We start from the raw sequence: 14,107 nt of genomic DNA, 5'->3' as shown, positions 1-14,107 counted from the left end.
CGCTTGCTTTGGTTTAACCTGAGCAGCTTAGCTTTTGCTGCGCTTTTTTCCGGCTTGAGATTTTGAGTTTTACGGCAACTGCTTGAGTTTTTTTGAATTACCCCTTGACAATCAAGACAGTCGCTACGAGGCTCACCTGGAAAGACTAGGCTCAACCGCCTTCAAGTAATCCTGAAAAATTTGGCGCGCGACCTTATGATCACCTTCTGGAGTCATGTCGCATAACCACCAGATGGGACTACTTTGATAACATCTCGGTTGATCTGTTGCAATTAATCGACCAAGGTGTTCGCAATTCCAGCCAGTCAAAGTGTACTCCCAGTCTGCAAAAACATGGAGAGCGTGTTTGAGTCGCTTAACTGTTTGATCCGGCTTAAAAGCGATGTGGTCAATGTCAACGACAAGCTTTGCTTCTCTCTTTTCAAATGGACATAATCCACGACCTGTATCGAAGATGTGCAGCTCTGACAAACCGATCCCATAATGCCAAAACGGATCGAATGGATTTTGCCAGTTGAGTAATCGCCCATATCGCTCACTTGACGGATTAGCTAGGTAATCGATTTCTTCTATTGTCTTCTCAATCTGGTTCCGAGATAACGGCATAGATAAAAGGGAAATGTAACTTGTCAATTGGATGTGTTAGTTTTCAATGTTTGTTGCTGATCCAAACCTAACACTTTTGAAAAATGATATCACTATAGCAATAATCATACTCGTGAGGGACAGAAGTTATCACTTTGAGGTAACAGGGAAGTGGGGAAATAGGGGGAATGGGGAAATAGGGGAATAGGGAAGTGGGGAGCAGGGGAAATTCAACTAAAACCCTAAAACCCAATACCCAACCGCCAAAACCTAAAGCTCAACAGTTAAACCCTAACAGCTAACGCACCGATCGAGCGATCAATCATTACATTATCATAGATACAGTAACAAATATTTATGAAACTTCATGCTTATTAATCGCCTTGGCATCGATCGCGGGAAAAAATTCCTTAAAGAGACTATCTTGTTCGGAAATGACCCTAATCCCGAATTAATTGGCATTTTAGGGGTTTATTTCGTGCAGGGCATTCTCGGACTCTCCCGATTAGCGGTTAGCTTCTTTTTAAAAGACGATTTGGCCTTGAGTCCCTCCCAGATGGGGGCATTAATCGGAGTGGCGGCGATTCCTTGGGTGATTAAACCAGCTTTTGGCTTTCTTTCGGATGGTTTGCCTATTTTCGGCTATCGTCGTCGGCCCTACCTAATTTTATCGGGAATTCTCGGGGTTTTAGCTTGGTTGGCCCTAGCCACTGTGGTGGAGAATGCTTGGCAAGCGACGGCGGCGATCCTGCTTGGTTCCCTTTCTGTCACCATTAGTGATGTCATCGTCGATTCTTTGGTAGTAGAAAGGGCGCGCAGAGAGTCCTTCACTCAATCCGGTTCTCTACAGTCCTTAACTTGGGGAATATCGGCCCTAGGCGGCTTAATTACGGCTTATCTAGGTGGTTGGTTACTGGCACACCTCGGTACTCGTCCTGTCTTTGCTCTCACGGCTATTTTTCCCCTGATTGCCTCAGCCATGGCGTTTTTAATTACAGAGGAAAAAGTCAAGAATAATAATGGTGAACCACAATCCACGCCGAAAGTCAAGGAGCAAATCGGGCAATTATGGTCAGCAGTTAGACAAAAATCAATTTTATTACCCACTGCCTTTATTTTTCTCTGGCAGGCTACACCTAGCGCCGATTCTGCCTTTTTCTACTTCACCACCAACGAGTTAGGATTTGAACCAGAATTTTTAGGACGAGTGCGCTTAGTCACCAGTTTAGCCTCGATCCTGGGGATATGGGTATATCAACGGTTTTTAAAAGCGATTTCCTTTCGGTTAATTTTGGGTTGGAGTACGGTGATTTCTGCGCTTTTAGGGATGACTACCCTAATCTTAGTTACCCATACTAATCGAGCGCTCGGTATTGACGATCATTGGTTTAGTTTGGGGGATAGTCTCATCCTCACCGTCATGGGACAAATTGCCTTTTTACCCGTCTTAATTTTATCGGCCCGTCTTTGTCCCGTGGGTATTGAAGCATCTCTATTCGCTTTATTAATGTCTATCTGGAATATGTCAGGATTAGTTTCACAAGAAATCGGCGCTTTATTAACCCATTGGTTGGGAGTCACCGAAACCAATTTTGATAACCTTTGGTTATTGGTAGTGATTACTAATCTCTCTACTCTCCTACCTTTACCCCTAATTAAATGGCTACCTTCTACGGATCCGCAATCTCAAGAAGTCAAGAAAACTTTTCCCCCCGCAGAAGTCTTTGAACATCATGTTACCGGTTCTTTAGCTGAACCCGGTTTTATACCTGAACTTGTACCCGAATTAATTGACACAAGAGATTGACTCCAGAAAACGGGTTTCTTTGAGAAACCCGTTTTCTAGAAGACTATTTAAACAGATCCGAATGAGTCCCAGTCCGAACGAGTGTTAAGCTTTCCTCATCTCGCTCAATCTTGTAGAGTAACAACCAATCTGGCTCGATATGGCACTCACCATAACCCGACCAATCTCCAACGAGATTATGATCTCGGTATCGCTCTGGTAGTATTTGTTCTTGCACCAGTAGTTCTACCACAGTTTTTAACTTTTCCAAGTCTTTACCCCGTTTTTTCATCCGCCTCAAATCGCGTCGAAAGCGGGTGCTTTCCTGTGGGGTTAACATTCCCCTGTATCCTTGTTCCAGTCCTCGAACATCTGCCCAACGCTAGTATAACGCTTAAGACGCTCAGGATGTTTTTCTACTTCTTCAATGGCGGCGAGCGTTTCTGTATTAGGAATTTGAACATCAAAGGGAAAACCTTGATGACAATTGACATCAGATAAGGCTGGATGCTGAATTTTTTGTAGGAGAAGCTGTTGTTCTTCGTCAGTTAAGGAAAGGATAATTTGAGCAAGGGAATCAATTAGTTTAGTATTGATTGCAGCAGCTTGACTCATGGTTAAACAAATGATTGGGAGTTAATTAATTATTTTAATCTAGTCTAGCGCGAGTTAGCAACCCCTAGCGATCTCCAAAAGTTGAGAAAACGGGTTTCTCAAAGAAATCCGTTTTCTTCTTAAAGAAACCCGTTTTCTCAGTCCAAATGGCGCTTAAACAGAAAACGGGTTTCTCAAAGAAATCAGTTTTCTTCCGTTTTCTTCTCAAAGAAACCCGTTTTCTCAGTCCAAATGGCGCCTAAATGCCGCTGCCGTTCCCAGTAAGCCTAGGGCCAGCAAACCTAAGACAGAATTTGATTCGGGAACAGAAACGGGAGCAATGGGAGTCCCCTCCAAATTCAGAGTCCAACTGCCAAGACTGCCAGCATCACCCGGCGCATTGTCGGAAATCCTCAGCCGCCAGTCGCCGGCGGTCTGGGATCCACCCAAGGAAGTGAGCATGGGAACAAGGGTGCCACTACCCGCACCGGTGGGGAAGTAGTTGCCGCTGGGGATGACAAAATCACTACCCCCAGAAGCAGCTACCGTCCAGAGGTTGCCGGTAACGGCATCATTGAAGCTGTAGTTGCCGTTGAAGTTGCTGGAGTCACCCAAGGTATTGGTAGGCCGACCGATCCGGTTGAACAGCGATACTGTCGTGTTGGTTGGGACGTAGGTGAGATTGGCGATCAAATCACCTAACCAGGAGTGGGTTAGGTTATTGAGGGTGACGGTGATGTTGGTGATCGAGAAGTTGGAACTGGTGGGAATGGTAATAGTGCTGGAAGCACCTGTGGCGTTGTTTTCAGGGATGCTGAAACCAGTACCAGTTCCAGTAAAGGTGACGGCGCTGGCGGGGAGGACAGTCATTCCAGCGATCGCGCTAACTGTGCTGGCGAGGACAACACCAGCCAGAGAGAGAGATTTGAAGTTAGTTGTAAAATTCATGGGCAATTTTGGGCAAATTCCACCAGCATTCTACCCCCCCCCCCGATTTTGTCAAATATCGCTTTTTTATCGATTGCATAGATGTATAGAGTTTTATCTCCAGAAAACGGGTTTCTCAAAGAAACCCGTTTTATCAGTGCGATCGCTTGGGGAAGATCGGGTTTAGGATATTTGTAATGTTTGATACAAATATCTCGATCATCTGTTCTTAAGATTAAGGCTGGTGTTGCTAATTGATCGGAAAAGAGGCCGGCGCAAGCAGATAAAAACCGCACAGAAGCTTGTGCCGTGGGATCAAAATTATTAAGCGGAGAATAGCCTCTGACCGGAATTCAACATCAAAATCAGTAGGAAACTTGTCATCGCCTAAGTAAAGTAACCCTTTATCCACGACACAGCAAAATAGGAAAAATACTTATGAGTTATGGAACCCGTGTTCAAGCTATCTCTCAAGTCACAGACCGTAAACCCCTACCTAGCAAAATTCCTCAGCGTTTAGAGGCCCTCTGGGCAACCGATGTCTTTACCCTGAGCAAAATGCAGGCCAGTCTTCCCAAAGACGTATTCAAATCAGTCAAAAACACGATTTTAACTGGGGGAAAATTAGACGTTTCCATCGCTGGTACGGTAGCGGCAGCGATGAAGGATTGGGCCACGTCCAAAGGGGCGCTGTACTATGCCCACGTCTTCTATCCGATGACCAACGCCACCGCCGAAAAACACGACGGCTTTATTTCCGTGCAGAGCGACGGCTCGGTGATCACGGAATTTACGGGCAAAGTCTTAGTACAGGGAGAACCGGACGGGTCTTCCTTTCCTAACGGCGGACTTCGCTCCACCTTTGAAGCGCGGGGTTACACCGCTTGGGATGTCACCAGTCCCGCCTACGTCATGGAGACCGATAATGGTGTAACCCTGTGTATTCCCACGGTTTTCATCTCTTGGACAGGAGAGGCCCTCGACAAAAAAACGCCGCTTTTACGCTCGATTTCGTCGATGAGTAAAGCCGCCACCAGGGTGCTTAAGCTCTTAGGACATACGGAAGTCGCCCCCGTTAACTCCAGCTGCGGTGCTGAACAGGAATATTTCCTAGTCGATGCTCATTTTGCCCATAGTCGCCCCGATTTACTGCTCACCGGTCGCACCCTATTTGGTAAACCCGCCGCTAAGGGTCAACAGTTCGACGATCATTATTTTGGCGCGATTCCCGAACGGGTTCAGGTGTTTATGCAGGAAGTAGAGGAAAGAATGTATCGCCTCGGCATTCCAGCTAAAACCCGCCATAACGAAGTCGCCCCCGGACAGTTCGAGATTGCGCCCTTTTTCGAGGCTGCTAACGTGGCCAGTGACCATCAGCAGTTAATTATGACCTTGCTGAAAAGTACGGCTAAAAAACACGGTTTTGTCTGCCTACTACACGAAAAACCCTTTGCGGGAATTAATGGTTCGGGAAAACACGTTAACTGGTCCGTCGGCAACGCCACCCAGGGCAATCTGTTGGATCCGGGCGATACTCCCCACGCTAATATGCAGTTTTTGTTATTCTGTGGGGCTGTGATTCGTGGTGTTCACAAGTACGGGCCGCTTTTACGGGCAGTGGTGGCTACCGCCAGCAATGATCACCGTTTGGGGGCAAATGAAGCCCCTCCCGCCATTATTTCGGTATATTTGGGCAGCCAGTTAGAAAAGGTATTCGACCAAATTAGCCAAGGCCGAATTGAGGGTTCTGATGCTCCGGGGTTGATGGATCTGGGTGTCGATACCCTGCCGGTATTCCCCAAGGATCCTGGCGATCGCAATCGTACCTCTCCTTTTGCTTTTACGGGCAATCGCTTTGAATTCCGCGCCGTGGGTTCTAATCAGTCAGTTTCCGGTCCGCTGGTGGCGATGAACACGATTCTAGCCGATTCCCTGACTTGGGTGGCGGATAACCTAGAAAGCCGGATGAAAGCCGGGGAAGACCTCAATACTGCCGCCGAGGGTGTTCTCAAGGAGATCATGGACAAACACAGAAATGTGATCTTCGGAGGTAACGGATATTCCCCGGAATGGCACAAAATGGCGGTAGAAGAGCGCGGTTTGGCTAATCTCCGCACCACTGCCGATGCTTTACCCGTGCTGAAAGCCGATTATATCGAAGAACTGTTTACCCGCATGGGTGTGCTTACTCCCATTGAACTGGAAAGCCGTTTTGATGTCTATGCGGAACAGTATTTGCTGGCCATCGAGGTGGAGGCGAAACTGGTGGTAAGTATGGCTAAAACGATCATTTATCCCGCTGCTGTTCGCTACTTGTCGGAATTGTCATCGGCGATCGCTAATGCGGCGGCGATCGGCATCGAGATGAATAAGGAAAGCGCCCAAACGGTCTCGAATCTGGTTAAATTAATGATGGATAGCGTTGCCAAACTGAGTGAGGCCATGGCTAAACACGATTTTGACTCGATCGAGGAACATATGCAGTATTCTGCTCAAACAATCCGTCCCTTGATGGATAAGGTGCGCGAATATGCTGACACGCTGGAAGGGGAAGTGGCCGACAATTTCTGGCCCCTACCCACCTATCAAGAAATGTTGTTTGTTAAATAACAAGACGACAAGGAGGGGGTGAATAAATGATGAGCCACCCCCTTCTTTTTAGCTCTGGTAGTTTTAAGTTATGTTAAGAAAAGTAAATATAAATCTAAAACTACTATGGTACTAACTCCGACAATTGGCGAAAAATCCTATAATCGTCAGGATTGGCAAAAAGGCTATCAATCCCAACCCAACGAGTACGATTACGAGGTAGAAGACATCGAGGGGCAAATTCCCCCCGATTTACAGGGTACAGTCTTTAAAAACGGCCCCGGTTTACTCGATATCGCTGGCACTGCGATCGCACATCCCTTCGATGGGGATGGTATGATCAGCGCGATTAGCTTCAACCATGGGCGCGTACATTATCGTAACCGTTTTGTTAAAACCCAGGGTTATCTCCAGGAACAGAAAGCGGGAAAACCACTTTATCGCGGTGTTTTTGGCACGAAAAAACCGGGGGGAATTTTCGGCAATGCTTTTGATTTGCGTCTGAAAAATATTGCTAATACTAATGTTATCTACTGGGGCGATAAATTACTGGCACTTTGGGAAGCGGCCGAACCCCATCGTCTCGATGCTAAAACCCTTGATACTATTGGTTTAGACTATCTCGATGGTATCTTAGAAAAAGGCGATGCTTTTGCCGCTCATCCTCGCATTGATCCCGCTTGTATTTTCGATAATCATCAACCTTGTCTGGTAAATTTTGCCATTAAAACGGGTTTGTCCAGTGCCATTACTCTCTATGAAATTAGTCCCACGGGTAAGTTATTACGTCGTCATACCCACAGTGTACCGGGCTTTTGTTTTATCCACGATTTTGTTATTACTCCCCACTACGCTATCTTTTTCCAAAACCCGGTTAGTTATAATCCTTTTCCCTTTCTTTTTGGGTTAAAAGGTGCGGGAGAATGTCTCATCAATCAACCGGACAAGTTAACTAAGATTATTATTATCTCCCGGGATCCTAATAAAAGGGAAGTAAAAGTTTTAGAAACTCCATCAGGTTTTGTCTTCCATCATAGCAATGCTTTTGAACAACTTGCCATGAGCCACGTCGAAGGGGGCGAGAAAATTTATATTGATTCTATTTGCTATCAATCCTTACCACAACTGGATTCAAATAGCAGTTTTCAATCGGTAGATTTTGATAGTTTAGCGCCCGGACATCTGTGGCGATTTACACTAAATTTATCAGAAAATACCGTTACAAGAGAATGTATTCTAGAGCATTGTTGTGAGTTTCCCAGCATCAATCCGGCAAAAGTTGGTCGAGATTACCGTTATTTATACATGGCTGCCGCTCATCATGCCACCGGTAATGCTCCTTTGCAAGCAATCCTAAAACTAGACCTATTAACGGGAGAAAAACAGTTACATTCTTTTGCTCCCCAGGGATTTGCGGGTGAGCCAATTTTTGTGCCTAAACCCGATGGAATTGCTGAAGATGATGGTTGGTTATTGGTAGTCACTTACGATGCGGCCAATCATCGATCGAATGGGGTAATCTTAGATGCTAAAGATATCACTAATTCCCTAGCAGTTATCCATCTTAAACATCATATTCCCTACGGGTTACACGGTAGTTGGACTGGACAATGTTTTTAATTTAATTCTGTGGGGGTGGATTGAAAAACCACCTTTACTAAACTTTACTCTTGAGAGCCTTCTTGTAATAGCCAAAAACCAGCGAAGGATTCCGATTCAGGGTTAGATTGAATGGCTAAAAAATGCAGATTATTGGCTTTTTGTTTAGCTTCTTCAAAGTTTTTGGCTTCCTTTAAAGTCTCGGTATTAGTGACGTTGACGAGAATCCAGCTATCACTAGCACCCGTTTCTAAACGTAGCACGGGACGGGAACCAGTTTCTAACTTTAAATACGCCATTTCTAACCCTGACATCCAACCAGCAAGGGGTAAAGCGCGGGGAGAAAAAATAACTAAACCGGGTACTTTTAGATTCTCATCTAATCCCATCCCTAGTATAGGCAAATTTTCTCCGAAGCTAATATCCCAATCTTTTAAATCATTAAAAGAAGACAATTCTAGCGTAACAAAAGCCCATTTATCTGCCTTATCTCCCCGGACAGCATCGGGAAGGGGAACAGCATTTAAAGGGGGATAATTCACGGAAGCAGTTTTAGTTAAATTTTGATCATAACCAACTTCTTGAGGGTAGAAATTAACCATTCTTTCTTCTATCCATCTCGTTAAAGCATGAGTGCGACGACTAGGGGAAGCGGGAATACCGATATCCTCGCAAGCTTTGCTAATCATGTTATTCATCTGACGACGGAAAAAGCGAATTTTTTTGGGAGTTACCCCCGCTGCCTTGATAGCTGCAGTAATTGCCTCCCCTAACCATTGGGAATTAACCATCGTATTAGGACAATAACTGGCATATTTAAATATTGTATCGGAGGAGCGATCGATTGTTGCCGGAGTTTCACAGATTAATAATTCCCATCTTTTTTTATTATTTTCATCCACCACCGGCCGCGAATAAAAATCAAGTTCCCAAATAGTCATATTTTTTTAGTTATCAGTTATCAGTTATCAGTTATCAGTTATCAGTTATCAGTTATCAGTTATCAGTTATCAGTTATCAGTTATCAGTTATCAGTTATCAGTTATCAGTTATCAGTTATCAGTTATCAGTTATCAGTTATCAGATTTGAGTTTTAAGTGTGCAGTATGTATTAAGTGGGCAGTATTAAATAGCAGCTTCCTACTGTCTTTTTACTGTTCACTGTTTACTGATTACTGTTTACTGCTCACTGATTACTGCTCACTGTTCACTGAAAAATCCCCTATCCCCGACAACAGTACGAACGCGGTAGATAGGACGTTTTTGGGATTCATGGTAAGTTCGCATCAAAATTTCTGCCAAAAGACCAAAACAGAGTAATTGTACCCCAGTTAAAAAGAATAACACAGCTAGGATTAACAAAGGTCGATCGCCGATTTCTTGTCCGAAACCGAGTTTGAGAATAGTCAGATAAGTGCCTAAAATAATCCCCACTACCATGGATAACAGTCCGTAGAGTCCAAAAATGTGCATCGGACGGGTGAGGAACTTTTTCATAAAAAAGACAGTAAATAAGTCCATAATCACGCGAATTGTGCGACCTAAACCATATTTACTCTGTCCGAACCGTCTAGCATGGTGATTAACGGGAATTTCGGTTATTTTTGCCCCTTCAATAAAAGCTAATGCGGGTAAAAAGCGATGTAATTCCCCGTAGAGATTCATATCGGCGACTAATTCGGCTCGATAGGCTTTCAAAGAACAACCGTAGTCGTGTAATTTGACCCCTGTTACCTTGCCAATCAGCCAATTAGCTATTTTTGAGGGTAAAAGCCGTTTTACCTGGTCATCTTGGCGATTTTTGCGCCAGCCACTTACGAGGTCATAACCTTCCTCCAATTTGGCCAATAATAGGGGTATATCATTGGGATCGTTCTGTAAATCGCCGTCGAGGGTAATGATGACCTGTCCCGTGGCATAATTAAATCCGGCAGCCATAGCGGGGGTTTGTCCGTAGTTGCGTCGCAATATTACCGCCTTGAGATCATCGCGATTTTTGGCTAAATTAGTTAAAACCTCGGTGGAACCGTCCTTAGAACCGTCGTCAACACAGATAATCTCGTAGTTAATTTGATAAGAACGCAAAATCGAGGCGATACTCTCCACGAGATGGGGGATACTGTCCACTTCGTTATAAATGGGAACCACTACCGATAAAGTCTGGATAGCAGCCTGCGGGTTGGGTTCGTTGACACTGATGGACGGTGTAATCGGGGACATAGTTGACTGACGCGGGGAAGTTTTGGGGCGATTGTACCACAATTCAGTTATCAGTTATCAGTTATCAGTTATCAGATGTGAGTTGTCAGTTCACTGATTACTGTTCACTGTTTACTGTTTACTGTTCCCCTTTCTCTGTTTGCTTTTTGGCTAAAATTGCCTGACGAAAACCTAAGACGACGAGAATATTGGAGAGGGTGAGGAAAAGTTCGGCGCTGCCGTGTAACCAATCGACGTTGGCTAATTCTTGACCATAGTGGATTTTAGCGTAGATACCAGCAGGAATGGTGATAAAAACGAAGATTAACAGCACATAAAAGCCAATTAAGGCTAAACGGGGCATTTTTCCTGAACGAGTGACAAACAAAAGAAACCCCAGATAGGGAAACAGGGAAATAGCAAATAAACTCTCTTTATTCATTGTTAACGCTGATTTTGCTGGAACGCCACAGCCACCAACCGGCAGCACAGAGGGTAAAATTTCCTAAGACAGTCATGGCTGCCTGTAGGGTGACTAACCAGGATAAGGCACTGATATTATCAAAAAAATGCCATGTACAGGCACACATGGCCCCAATTAAAGCGGGTAACATTCCCCAAGATAACATTCGCCACGATCGATCGTTACTGATGTCGCTATAGGTCCAGACTAACCAGATCGCCGCTATCCATTCTACGACACTCGATACATGAACTATCCACGTCGGTATTGATAAAGCATTCATTTTTTTACAGTTATCAGTTATCAGTTATCAGTTATCAGTGGGTAAGTTATCAGTTATCAGATTTGAGTTTTAAGTGTGCAGTATTAAATAGAAGTTTCCTACTGTCTTTTCGCTGATTACTGTTTACTGTTTGCTGTTCACTGAAAATACTCCCCATTTCCCGAAAAATTTTCTAGCCATTTAATCACCTGTTGACCTAAACTAACATTGTTTAATCGATCGATCTCGCGAATGCCGGTGGGACTGGTGACATTAACTTCCGTCAGATAGCCACCAATCACATCTAATCCGACAAAATATAGGCCATCTTCTCGTAATTTTGGGGCTAAAGTGGCACAGATTTCTAATTCTTGATCGCTGATTTCTGTTTTTGCTACTCGTCCACCCACGGCCATATTACCGCGAAATTCCGAACCGGTGGGAATGCGATTAACTGCCCCGATCGGTTCACCATTGAGGACAATAATGCGTTTATCTCCTTCTTTGGCAGCTGGTAAATAATCTTGAATCATTACCGGTTCTTGTCCCCATTTTGTGCTAATTTCAATCATTGAATTGAGATTGCGATCTTCGGGACTAAGAAATAAAATTCCCTCCCCTGCTTTGCCCCCCAAAGGTTTCATAACCGCCGCCCCTTTTTGGTTGACAAATTCCCTAATTGTCGCTTTATCTTGGGAAACAATTGTAGCGGGCATTACTTGAGCAAAGTGAATCGTATATAACTTTTCGTTGGCATGGCGTAAACCCCTAGTTGAGTTAATTACTTGAGTTTTTTGGGAGTCGATCAAGTCTAATAAATAGGTGGCATAAAGATAGGCAATTGTCACGGGTGGGTCTTTTCTCATCCAGACAAAATCGAAGTTTTCTAAGCAGGTAAAAACTGTCTCTTGTCTTTGATACCATTGAGATACAGCAACCCAGTGATTATCTTTTAACTCCACGGGAACCAGTTCAATTTTAGTTAGTTTTGCCCAAGCTTTTCCCGCAATCGCACTGAGATCGGTGATGGAAGTAATCCAAATTTCATGACCTAATAATTGGGATGCTTCCATGATAGCTACACTGGTATCATGGCCCGGATCTAGATACTCGATCGGATCGATAATAAAGGCTAGTTTCATTAATAGTTTTTATCCTTAATTCTGCAACAGGGGATCTAAACCACCACTTCTATCTAAAGCATAGATGTCATCGCAGCCCCCGATGTGTTGATCGTCTATAAAAATCTGTGGTACACTTGTACGACCATTGGCTCGATCGGACATTTTGGCTCGCGCTTCTTCATCACCATCGATACAATATTCGGTAAACTCCACCCCTTTTTTCTTGAGTAATGCTTTAGCGCGGATACAGAAAGGACAGGAACTCCAAGTATAGATCTCAACTTTAGCGGTCATAAAATTTATCTGTTTTCTTTACAGTTCTTAAATTTTAGCCGATAACCGAGCAGTGATCTTCCTTCAGGTCAGAAAACGCCAATTAGGGCGATTACACTGATATATTTCTTGTATTTCCCATTCTTCACCGTTTTGAAAGCGAATACGGCAACCAACAGCGCAAGAATCATCCTCACTTTCATTTACTTTTATAGTCATTTCAATTAAGATTGAGAATATCAATCCCAGATTTCATAAGGGTTTTGTCAGCCCAGACTGTATCAGACTTATCTGAAATGACTATATTACCTACCAGGGAAACCAGTCGCAACTATCGGCAGCGTCTGCGGGAATCCATTCCCATGAAAGTCCTAAAAAAGCTGATTTCAAAGAGTGACGATCGACGATAATCTAAGTATTGGGGAAATCATACCGTAAAATCACTCATCTATGACACCACGCTCGCTCACCGTTTTACTGCTTTCTGTTCTCTTCTGGCTGTCTAGCTTGCTTATCATCCCTACTGCTCAAGCTTTGACCCCAATTCAACTATTAGATGTATCTTACAAAGACTGTCCCCCCGAATTAGCCGAGGGGAGTGTCACCAGTGGGGGAACCAGTTTTCCGGCTAATTGTTTTTTAATCACCGGCAAAGCTAAAAATAATTCTGGAAAAACCGTCTATGATGCCGATGTTTTTGGTCGGATTTACGATGCTAACGGGGAACCAGCCTTACAAAATCGTAGCCGAGTCGGGGCAATTCCAGAAGTGCCACCGGGGATTAGTGATTTCGAGATCAGAATTTCTGTTTCTACCAATCAACCAACCCCCTTGCGACTGGAAAAATTCAAAGCTTCCGGTTTTACCAGTAGTGTGGATCCCCGGATTTAGAAACTGCTGCTGACCAGACTGCTGGCCCCTGTGGCTACGACACTCTGAACGACGTTGAGCAGCAGGAATGCGAGGATCGGGGACAAGTCCATCCCGCCTAGAGGTGGGATAATCGAGCGAAAGAGGTTTAAATAGGGATCGGTAATCGGACTAAGAAAAGACATAATCTGATAGGCCCAACCGGCATTTTGGAACCAAGTCAGTAAAACCCTAACAATTAGGATTACTGAGTAAATTTGCAGGAAATTGTTGATTATCGTCAAAATAAACCCTATATCGCTCATAAATAAATATTCCCTCAAGAGGGCGTGATGGTTAGTTTAGCTTTGATCTTACCAAAAAAATGGTCTTTAGTTACTCTCGCCGCCCTATCCTACTGGTTTTAACCGGCTATCGGCATTCATCGGGGTTGACACTCCCGTTACCTAAATGCGTGGGGATTCTTGGACGGAATCTTACCTTAGAAGTGACATCATGAGAGAATCAGTCATCTATCAAGCTATTTTAGAAGAAGGAGAATTATCGGCTAAATTAAACTCTATACCCCGTTTATCGGCCTTAGGATTAAGTGTAGAACAAATTGCCCAAGCTTTAGACTCAGAGATTGAACAAGTACCACAAGTCATTGAGGGACACAATTGAGTGAAAACGGACAGTATTTTCTATCGTCTCTTTCAGACTTTTCCCGAAAGTTTCTTTGATTTGCTCAATCTTCCCCCGGAAACCGTCAATCATTATCAATTTTCCTCCCTAGAAGTTAAACAACTAGCTTTTCGTTTAGATGGGGTTTTTCTTCCCGATAACCTCAATGATCC

The 14,107-nt window shown here is 44.1% G+C and carries 17 protein-coding genes; 6 read left to right on the top strand and 11 right to left on the bottom strand.

Annotated elements, in window-relative coordinates; genetic code table 11:
- Positions 1 to 132: 132 nt before the first annotated feature.
- Complete coding sequence (locus tag MiAbW_RS17865; protein ID WP_151697200.1) at positions 133 to 606, bottom strand: hypothetical protein; 474 nt, start codon at positions 604 to 606, stop codon at positions 133 to 135.
- Between the two features lie 346 nt (positions 607 to 952).
- Here MiAbW_RS17865 and MiAbW_RS17860 point away from each other — a divergent pair, with 346 nt between their 5' ends.
- The gene (locus MiAbW_RS17860) at positions 953 to 2,392 is read left to right on the top strand and encodes a folate/biopterin family MFS transporter (protein WP_151697199.1); all 1,440 of its coding nucleotides are present in this window, start codon (positions 953 to 955) and stop codon (positions 2,390 to 2,392) included.
- 43 nt (positions 2,393 to 2,435) lie between these two features.
- Here MiAbW_RS17860 and MiAbW_RS17855 read toward each other — a convergent pair whose 3' ends face one another.
- The 3 genes from MiAbW_RS17855 to MiAbW_RS17845 form a co-directional block, all read right to left on the bottom strand.
- Positions 2,436 to 2,711 carry a type II toxin-antitoxin system YafQ family toxin gene (locus MiAbW_RS17855; RefSeq protein ID WP_043995505.1) on the bottom strand — a complete coding sequence of 92 codons (276 nt, stop codon included), beginning with the start codon at positions 2,709 to 2,711 and terminating at the stop codon, positions 2,436 to 2,438.
- Positions 2,705 to 2,986, bottom strand: coding sequence for a type II toxin-antitoxin system RelB/DinJ family antitoxin (locus tag MiAbW_RS17850; protein WP_151697198.1), 282 nt, complete (start codon positions 2,984 to 2,986; stop codon positions 2,705 to 2,707). Before MiAbW_RS17850 ends, MiAbW_RS17855 begins: the two co-directional genes overlap by 7 nt.
- Before the next feature lie 222 nt (positions 2,987 to 3,208).
- Entirely contained in the window at positions 3,209 to 3,913 is a 705-nt protein-coding gene (locus tag MiAbW_RS17845; RefSeq protein WP_151697197.1) for a proprotein convertase P-domain-containing protein, read from the bottom strand.
- Positions 3,914 to 4,330: 417 nt separating this feature from the next.
- Here MiAbW_RS17845 and MiAbW_RS17835 point away from each other — a divergent pair, with 417 nt between their 5' ends.
- Positions 4,331 to 6,502, top strand: coding sequence for a glutamine synthetase III family protein (locus tag MiAbW_RS17835; protein WP_151697195.1), 2,172 nt, complete (start codon positions 4,331 to 4,333; stop codon positions 6,500 to 6,502).
- A 105-nt stretch (positions 6,503 to 6,607) separates the two neighbouring features.
- Positions 6,608 to 8,101 (top strand): carotenoid oxygenase family protein, encoded by a 1,494-nt coding sequence (locus MiAbW_RS17830; protein WP_151697194.1) that lies wholly within the window; start codon positions 6,608 to 6,610, stop codon positions 8,099 to 8,101.
- 44 nt (positions 8,102 to 8,145) lie between these two features.
- Here MiAbW_RS17830 and MiAbW_RS17825 read toward each other — a convergent pair whose 3' ends face one another.
- The 6 genes from MiAbW_RS17825 to grxC all read right to left on the bottom strand — a co-directional run bounded on the left by MiAbW_RS17825 (position 8,146) and on the right by grxC (position 12,422).
- A complete protein-coding gene (locus MiAbW_RS17825) occupies positions 8,146 to 9,021 on the bottom strand; it encodes a Tab2/Atab2 family RNA-binding protein (protein WP_151697193.1) in 876 nt (291 codons plus the stop codon).
- A gap of 259 nt (positions 9,022 to 9,280) precedes the next feature.
- Positions 9,281 to 10,300: a glycosyltransferase gene (locus MiAbW_RS17820; RefSeq protein WP_151697192.1), complete on the bottom strand. Its 1,020-nt coding sequence runs from the start codon at positions 10,298 to 10,300 to the stop codon at positions 9,281 to 9,283.
- Positions 10,301 to 10,418: 118 nt separating this feature from the next.
- Positions 10,419 to 10,721, bottom strand: coding sequence for a DUF3593 domain-containing protein (locus MiAbW_RS17815; RefSeq protein ID WP_151697191.1), 303 nt, complete (start codon positions 10,719 to 10,721; stop codon positions 10,419 to 10,421).
- Positions 10,714 to 11,025: a DUF2499 domain-containing protein gene (locus MiAbW_RS17810; RefSeq protein WP_151697190.1), complete on the bottom strand. Its 312-nt coding sequence runs from the start codon at positions 11,023 to 11,025 to the stop codon at positions 10,714 to 10,716. Before MiAbW_RS17810 ends, MiAbW_RS17815 begins: the two co-directional genes overlap by 8 nt.
- A 137-nt stretch (positions 11,026 to 11,162) precedes the next feature.
- Entirely contained in the window at positions 11,163 to 12,146 is a 984-nt protein-coding gene (gene gshB / locus MiAbW_RS17805; protein WP_151697189.1) for a glutathione synthase, read from the bottom strand.
- Positions 12,147 to 12,161: 15 nt separating this feature from the next.
- Positions 12,162 to 12,422, bottom strand: a complete 261-nt coding sequence (gene grxC, locus MiAbW_RS17800) for a glutaredoxin 3 (protein ID WP_151697188.1) — start codon at positions 12,420 to 12,422, stop codon at positions 12,162 to 12,164.
- A gap of 429 nt (positions 12,423 to 12,851) precedes the next feature.
- Between grxC and MiAbW_RS17790 the strand changes: the two genes are divergently transcribed.
- Positions 12,852 to 13,292, top strand: a complete 441-nt coding sequence (locus tag MiAbW_RS17790) for a hypothetical protein (protein WP_002753281.1) — start codon at positions 12,852 to 12,854, stop codon at positions 13,290 to 13,292.
- On the opposite strand, the gene MiAbW_RS17785 is transcribed toward MiAbW_RS17790, so the two are convergent.
- Positions 13,289 to 13,576 carry a YggT family protein gene (locus tag MiAbW_RS17785; protein WP_002763635.1) on the bottom strand — a complete coding sequence of 96 codons (288 nt, stop codon included), beginning with the start codon at positions 13,574 to 13,576 and terminating at the stop codon, positions 13,289 to 13,291. The two genes, MiAbW_RS17790 and MiAbW_RS17785, sit on opposite strands and share 4 nt — an antisense overlap.
- A 190-nt stretch (positions 13,577 to 13,766) precedes the next feature.
- On the opposite strand from MiAbW_RS17785, the gene MiAbW_RS17780 reads away from it, so the two are divergent.
- Both MiAbW_RS17780 and MiAbW_RS17775 read left to right on the top strand, forming a co-directional pair.
- Positions 13,767 to 13,934 carry a hypothetical protein gene (locus tag MiAbW_RS17780; protein WP_238707336.1) on the top strand — a complete coding sequence of 56 codons (168 nt, stop codon included), beginning with the start codon at positions 13,767 to 13,769 and terminating at the stop codon, positions 13,932 to 13,934.
- On the top strand, positions 13,935 to 14,107 hold a 173-nt coding region (locus MiAbW_RS17775), incomplete at its 3' end, for a DUF2887 domain-containing protein (RefSeq protein ID WP_151697186.1).

It is taken from the genome of Microcystis aeruginosa NIES-4325, from assembly GCF_008974145.1.
Taxonomy (GTDB): domain Bacteria; phylum Cyanobacteriota; class Cyanobacteriia; order Cyanobacteriales; family Microcystaceae; genus Microcystis; species Microcystis aeruginosa_G.
The sequence above is the reverse complement of the archived record's forward strand: the minus strand, read 5'-3'. Positions and strand labels throughout refer to the sequence as shown.

Coding starts and splice junctions, on each gene's coding strand:
- MiAbW_RS17865 (WP_151697200.1), bottom strand. CDS start 606: ATGCCGTTATCTCGGAACCAGATTGAGAAGACAATAGAAGAAATCGAT.
- MiAbW_RS17860 (WP_151697199.1), top strand. CDS start 953: ATGCTTATTAATCGCCTTGGCATCGATCGCGGGAAAAAATTCCTTAAA.
- MiAbW_RS17855 (WP_043995505.1), bottom strand. CDS start 2,711: ATGTTAACCCCACAGGAAAGCACCCGCTTTCGACGCGATTTGAGGCGG.
- MiAbW_RS17850 (WP_151697198.1), bottom strand. CDS start 2,986: ATGAGTCAAGCTGCTGCAATCAATACTAAACTAATTGATTCCCTTGCT.
- MiAbW_RS17845 (WP_151697197.1), bottom strand. CDS start 3,913: ATGAATTTTACAACTAACTTCAAATCTCTCTCTCTGGCTGGTGTTGTC.
- MiAbW_RS17835 (WP_151697195.1), top strand. CDS start 4,331: ATGAGTTATGGAACCCGTGTTCAAGCTATCTCTCAAGTCACAGACCGT.
- MiAbW_RS17830 (WP_151697194.1), top strand. CDS start 6,608: ATGGTACTAACTCCGACAATTGGCGAAAAATCCTATAATCGTCAGGAT.
- MiAbW_RS17825 (WP_151697193.1), bottom strand. CDS start 9,021: ATGACTATTTGGGAACTTGATTTTTATTCGCGGCCGGTGGTGGATGAA.
- MiAbW_RS17820 (WP_151697192.1), bottom strand. CDS start 10,300: ATGTCCCCGATTACACCGTCCATCAGTGTCAACGAACCCAACCCGCAG.
- MiAbW_RS17815 (WP_151697191.1), bottom strand. CDS start 10,721: ATGAATAAAGAGAGTTTATTTGCTATTTCCCTGTTTCCCTATCTGGGG.
- MiAbW_RS17810 (WP_151697190.1), bottom strand. CDS start 11,025: ATGAATGCTTTATCAATACCGACGTGGATAGTTCATGTATCGAGTGTC.
- gshB (WP_151697189.1), bottom strand. CDS start 12,146: ATGAAACTAGCCTTTATTATCGATCCGATCGAGTATCTAGATCCGGGC.
- grxC (WP_151697188.1), bottom strand. CDS start 12,422: ATGACCGCTAAAGTTGAGATCTATACTTGGAGTTCCTGTCCTTTCTGT.
- MiAbW_RS17790 (WP_002753281.1), top strand. CDS start 12,852: ATGACACCACGCTCGCTCACCGTTTTACTGCTTTCTGTTCTCTTCTGG.
- MiAbW_RS17785 (WP_002763635.1), bottom strand. CDS start 13,576: ATGAGCGATATAGGGTTTATTTTGACGATAATCAACAATTTCCTGCAA.
- MiAbW_RS17780 (WP_238707336.1), top strand. CDS start 13,767: ATGAGAGAATCAGTCATCTATCAAGCTATTTTAGAAGAAGGAGAATTA.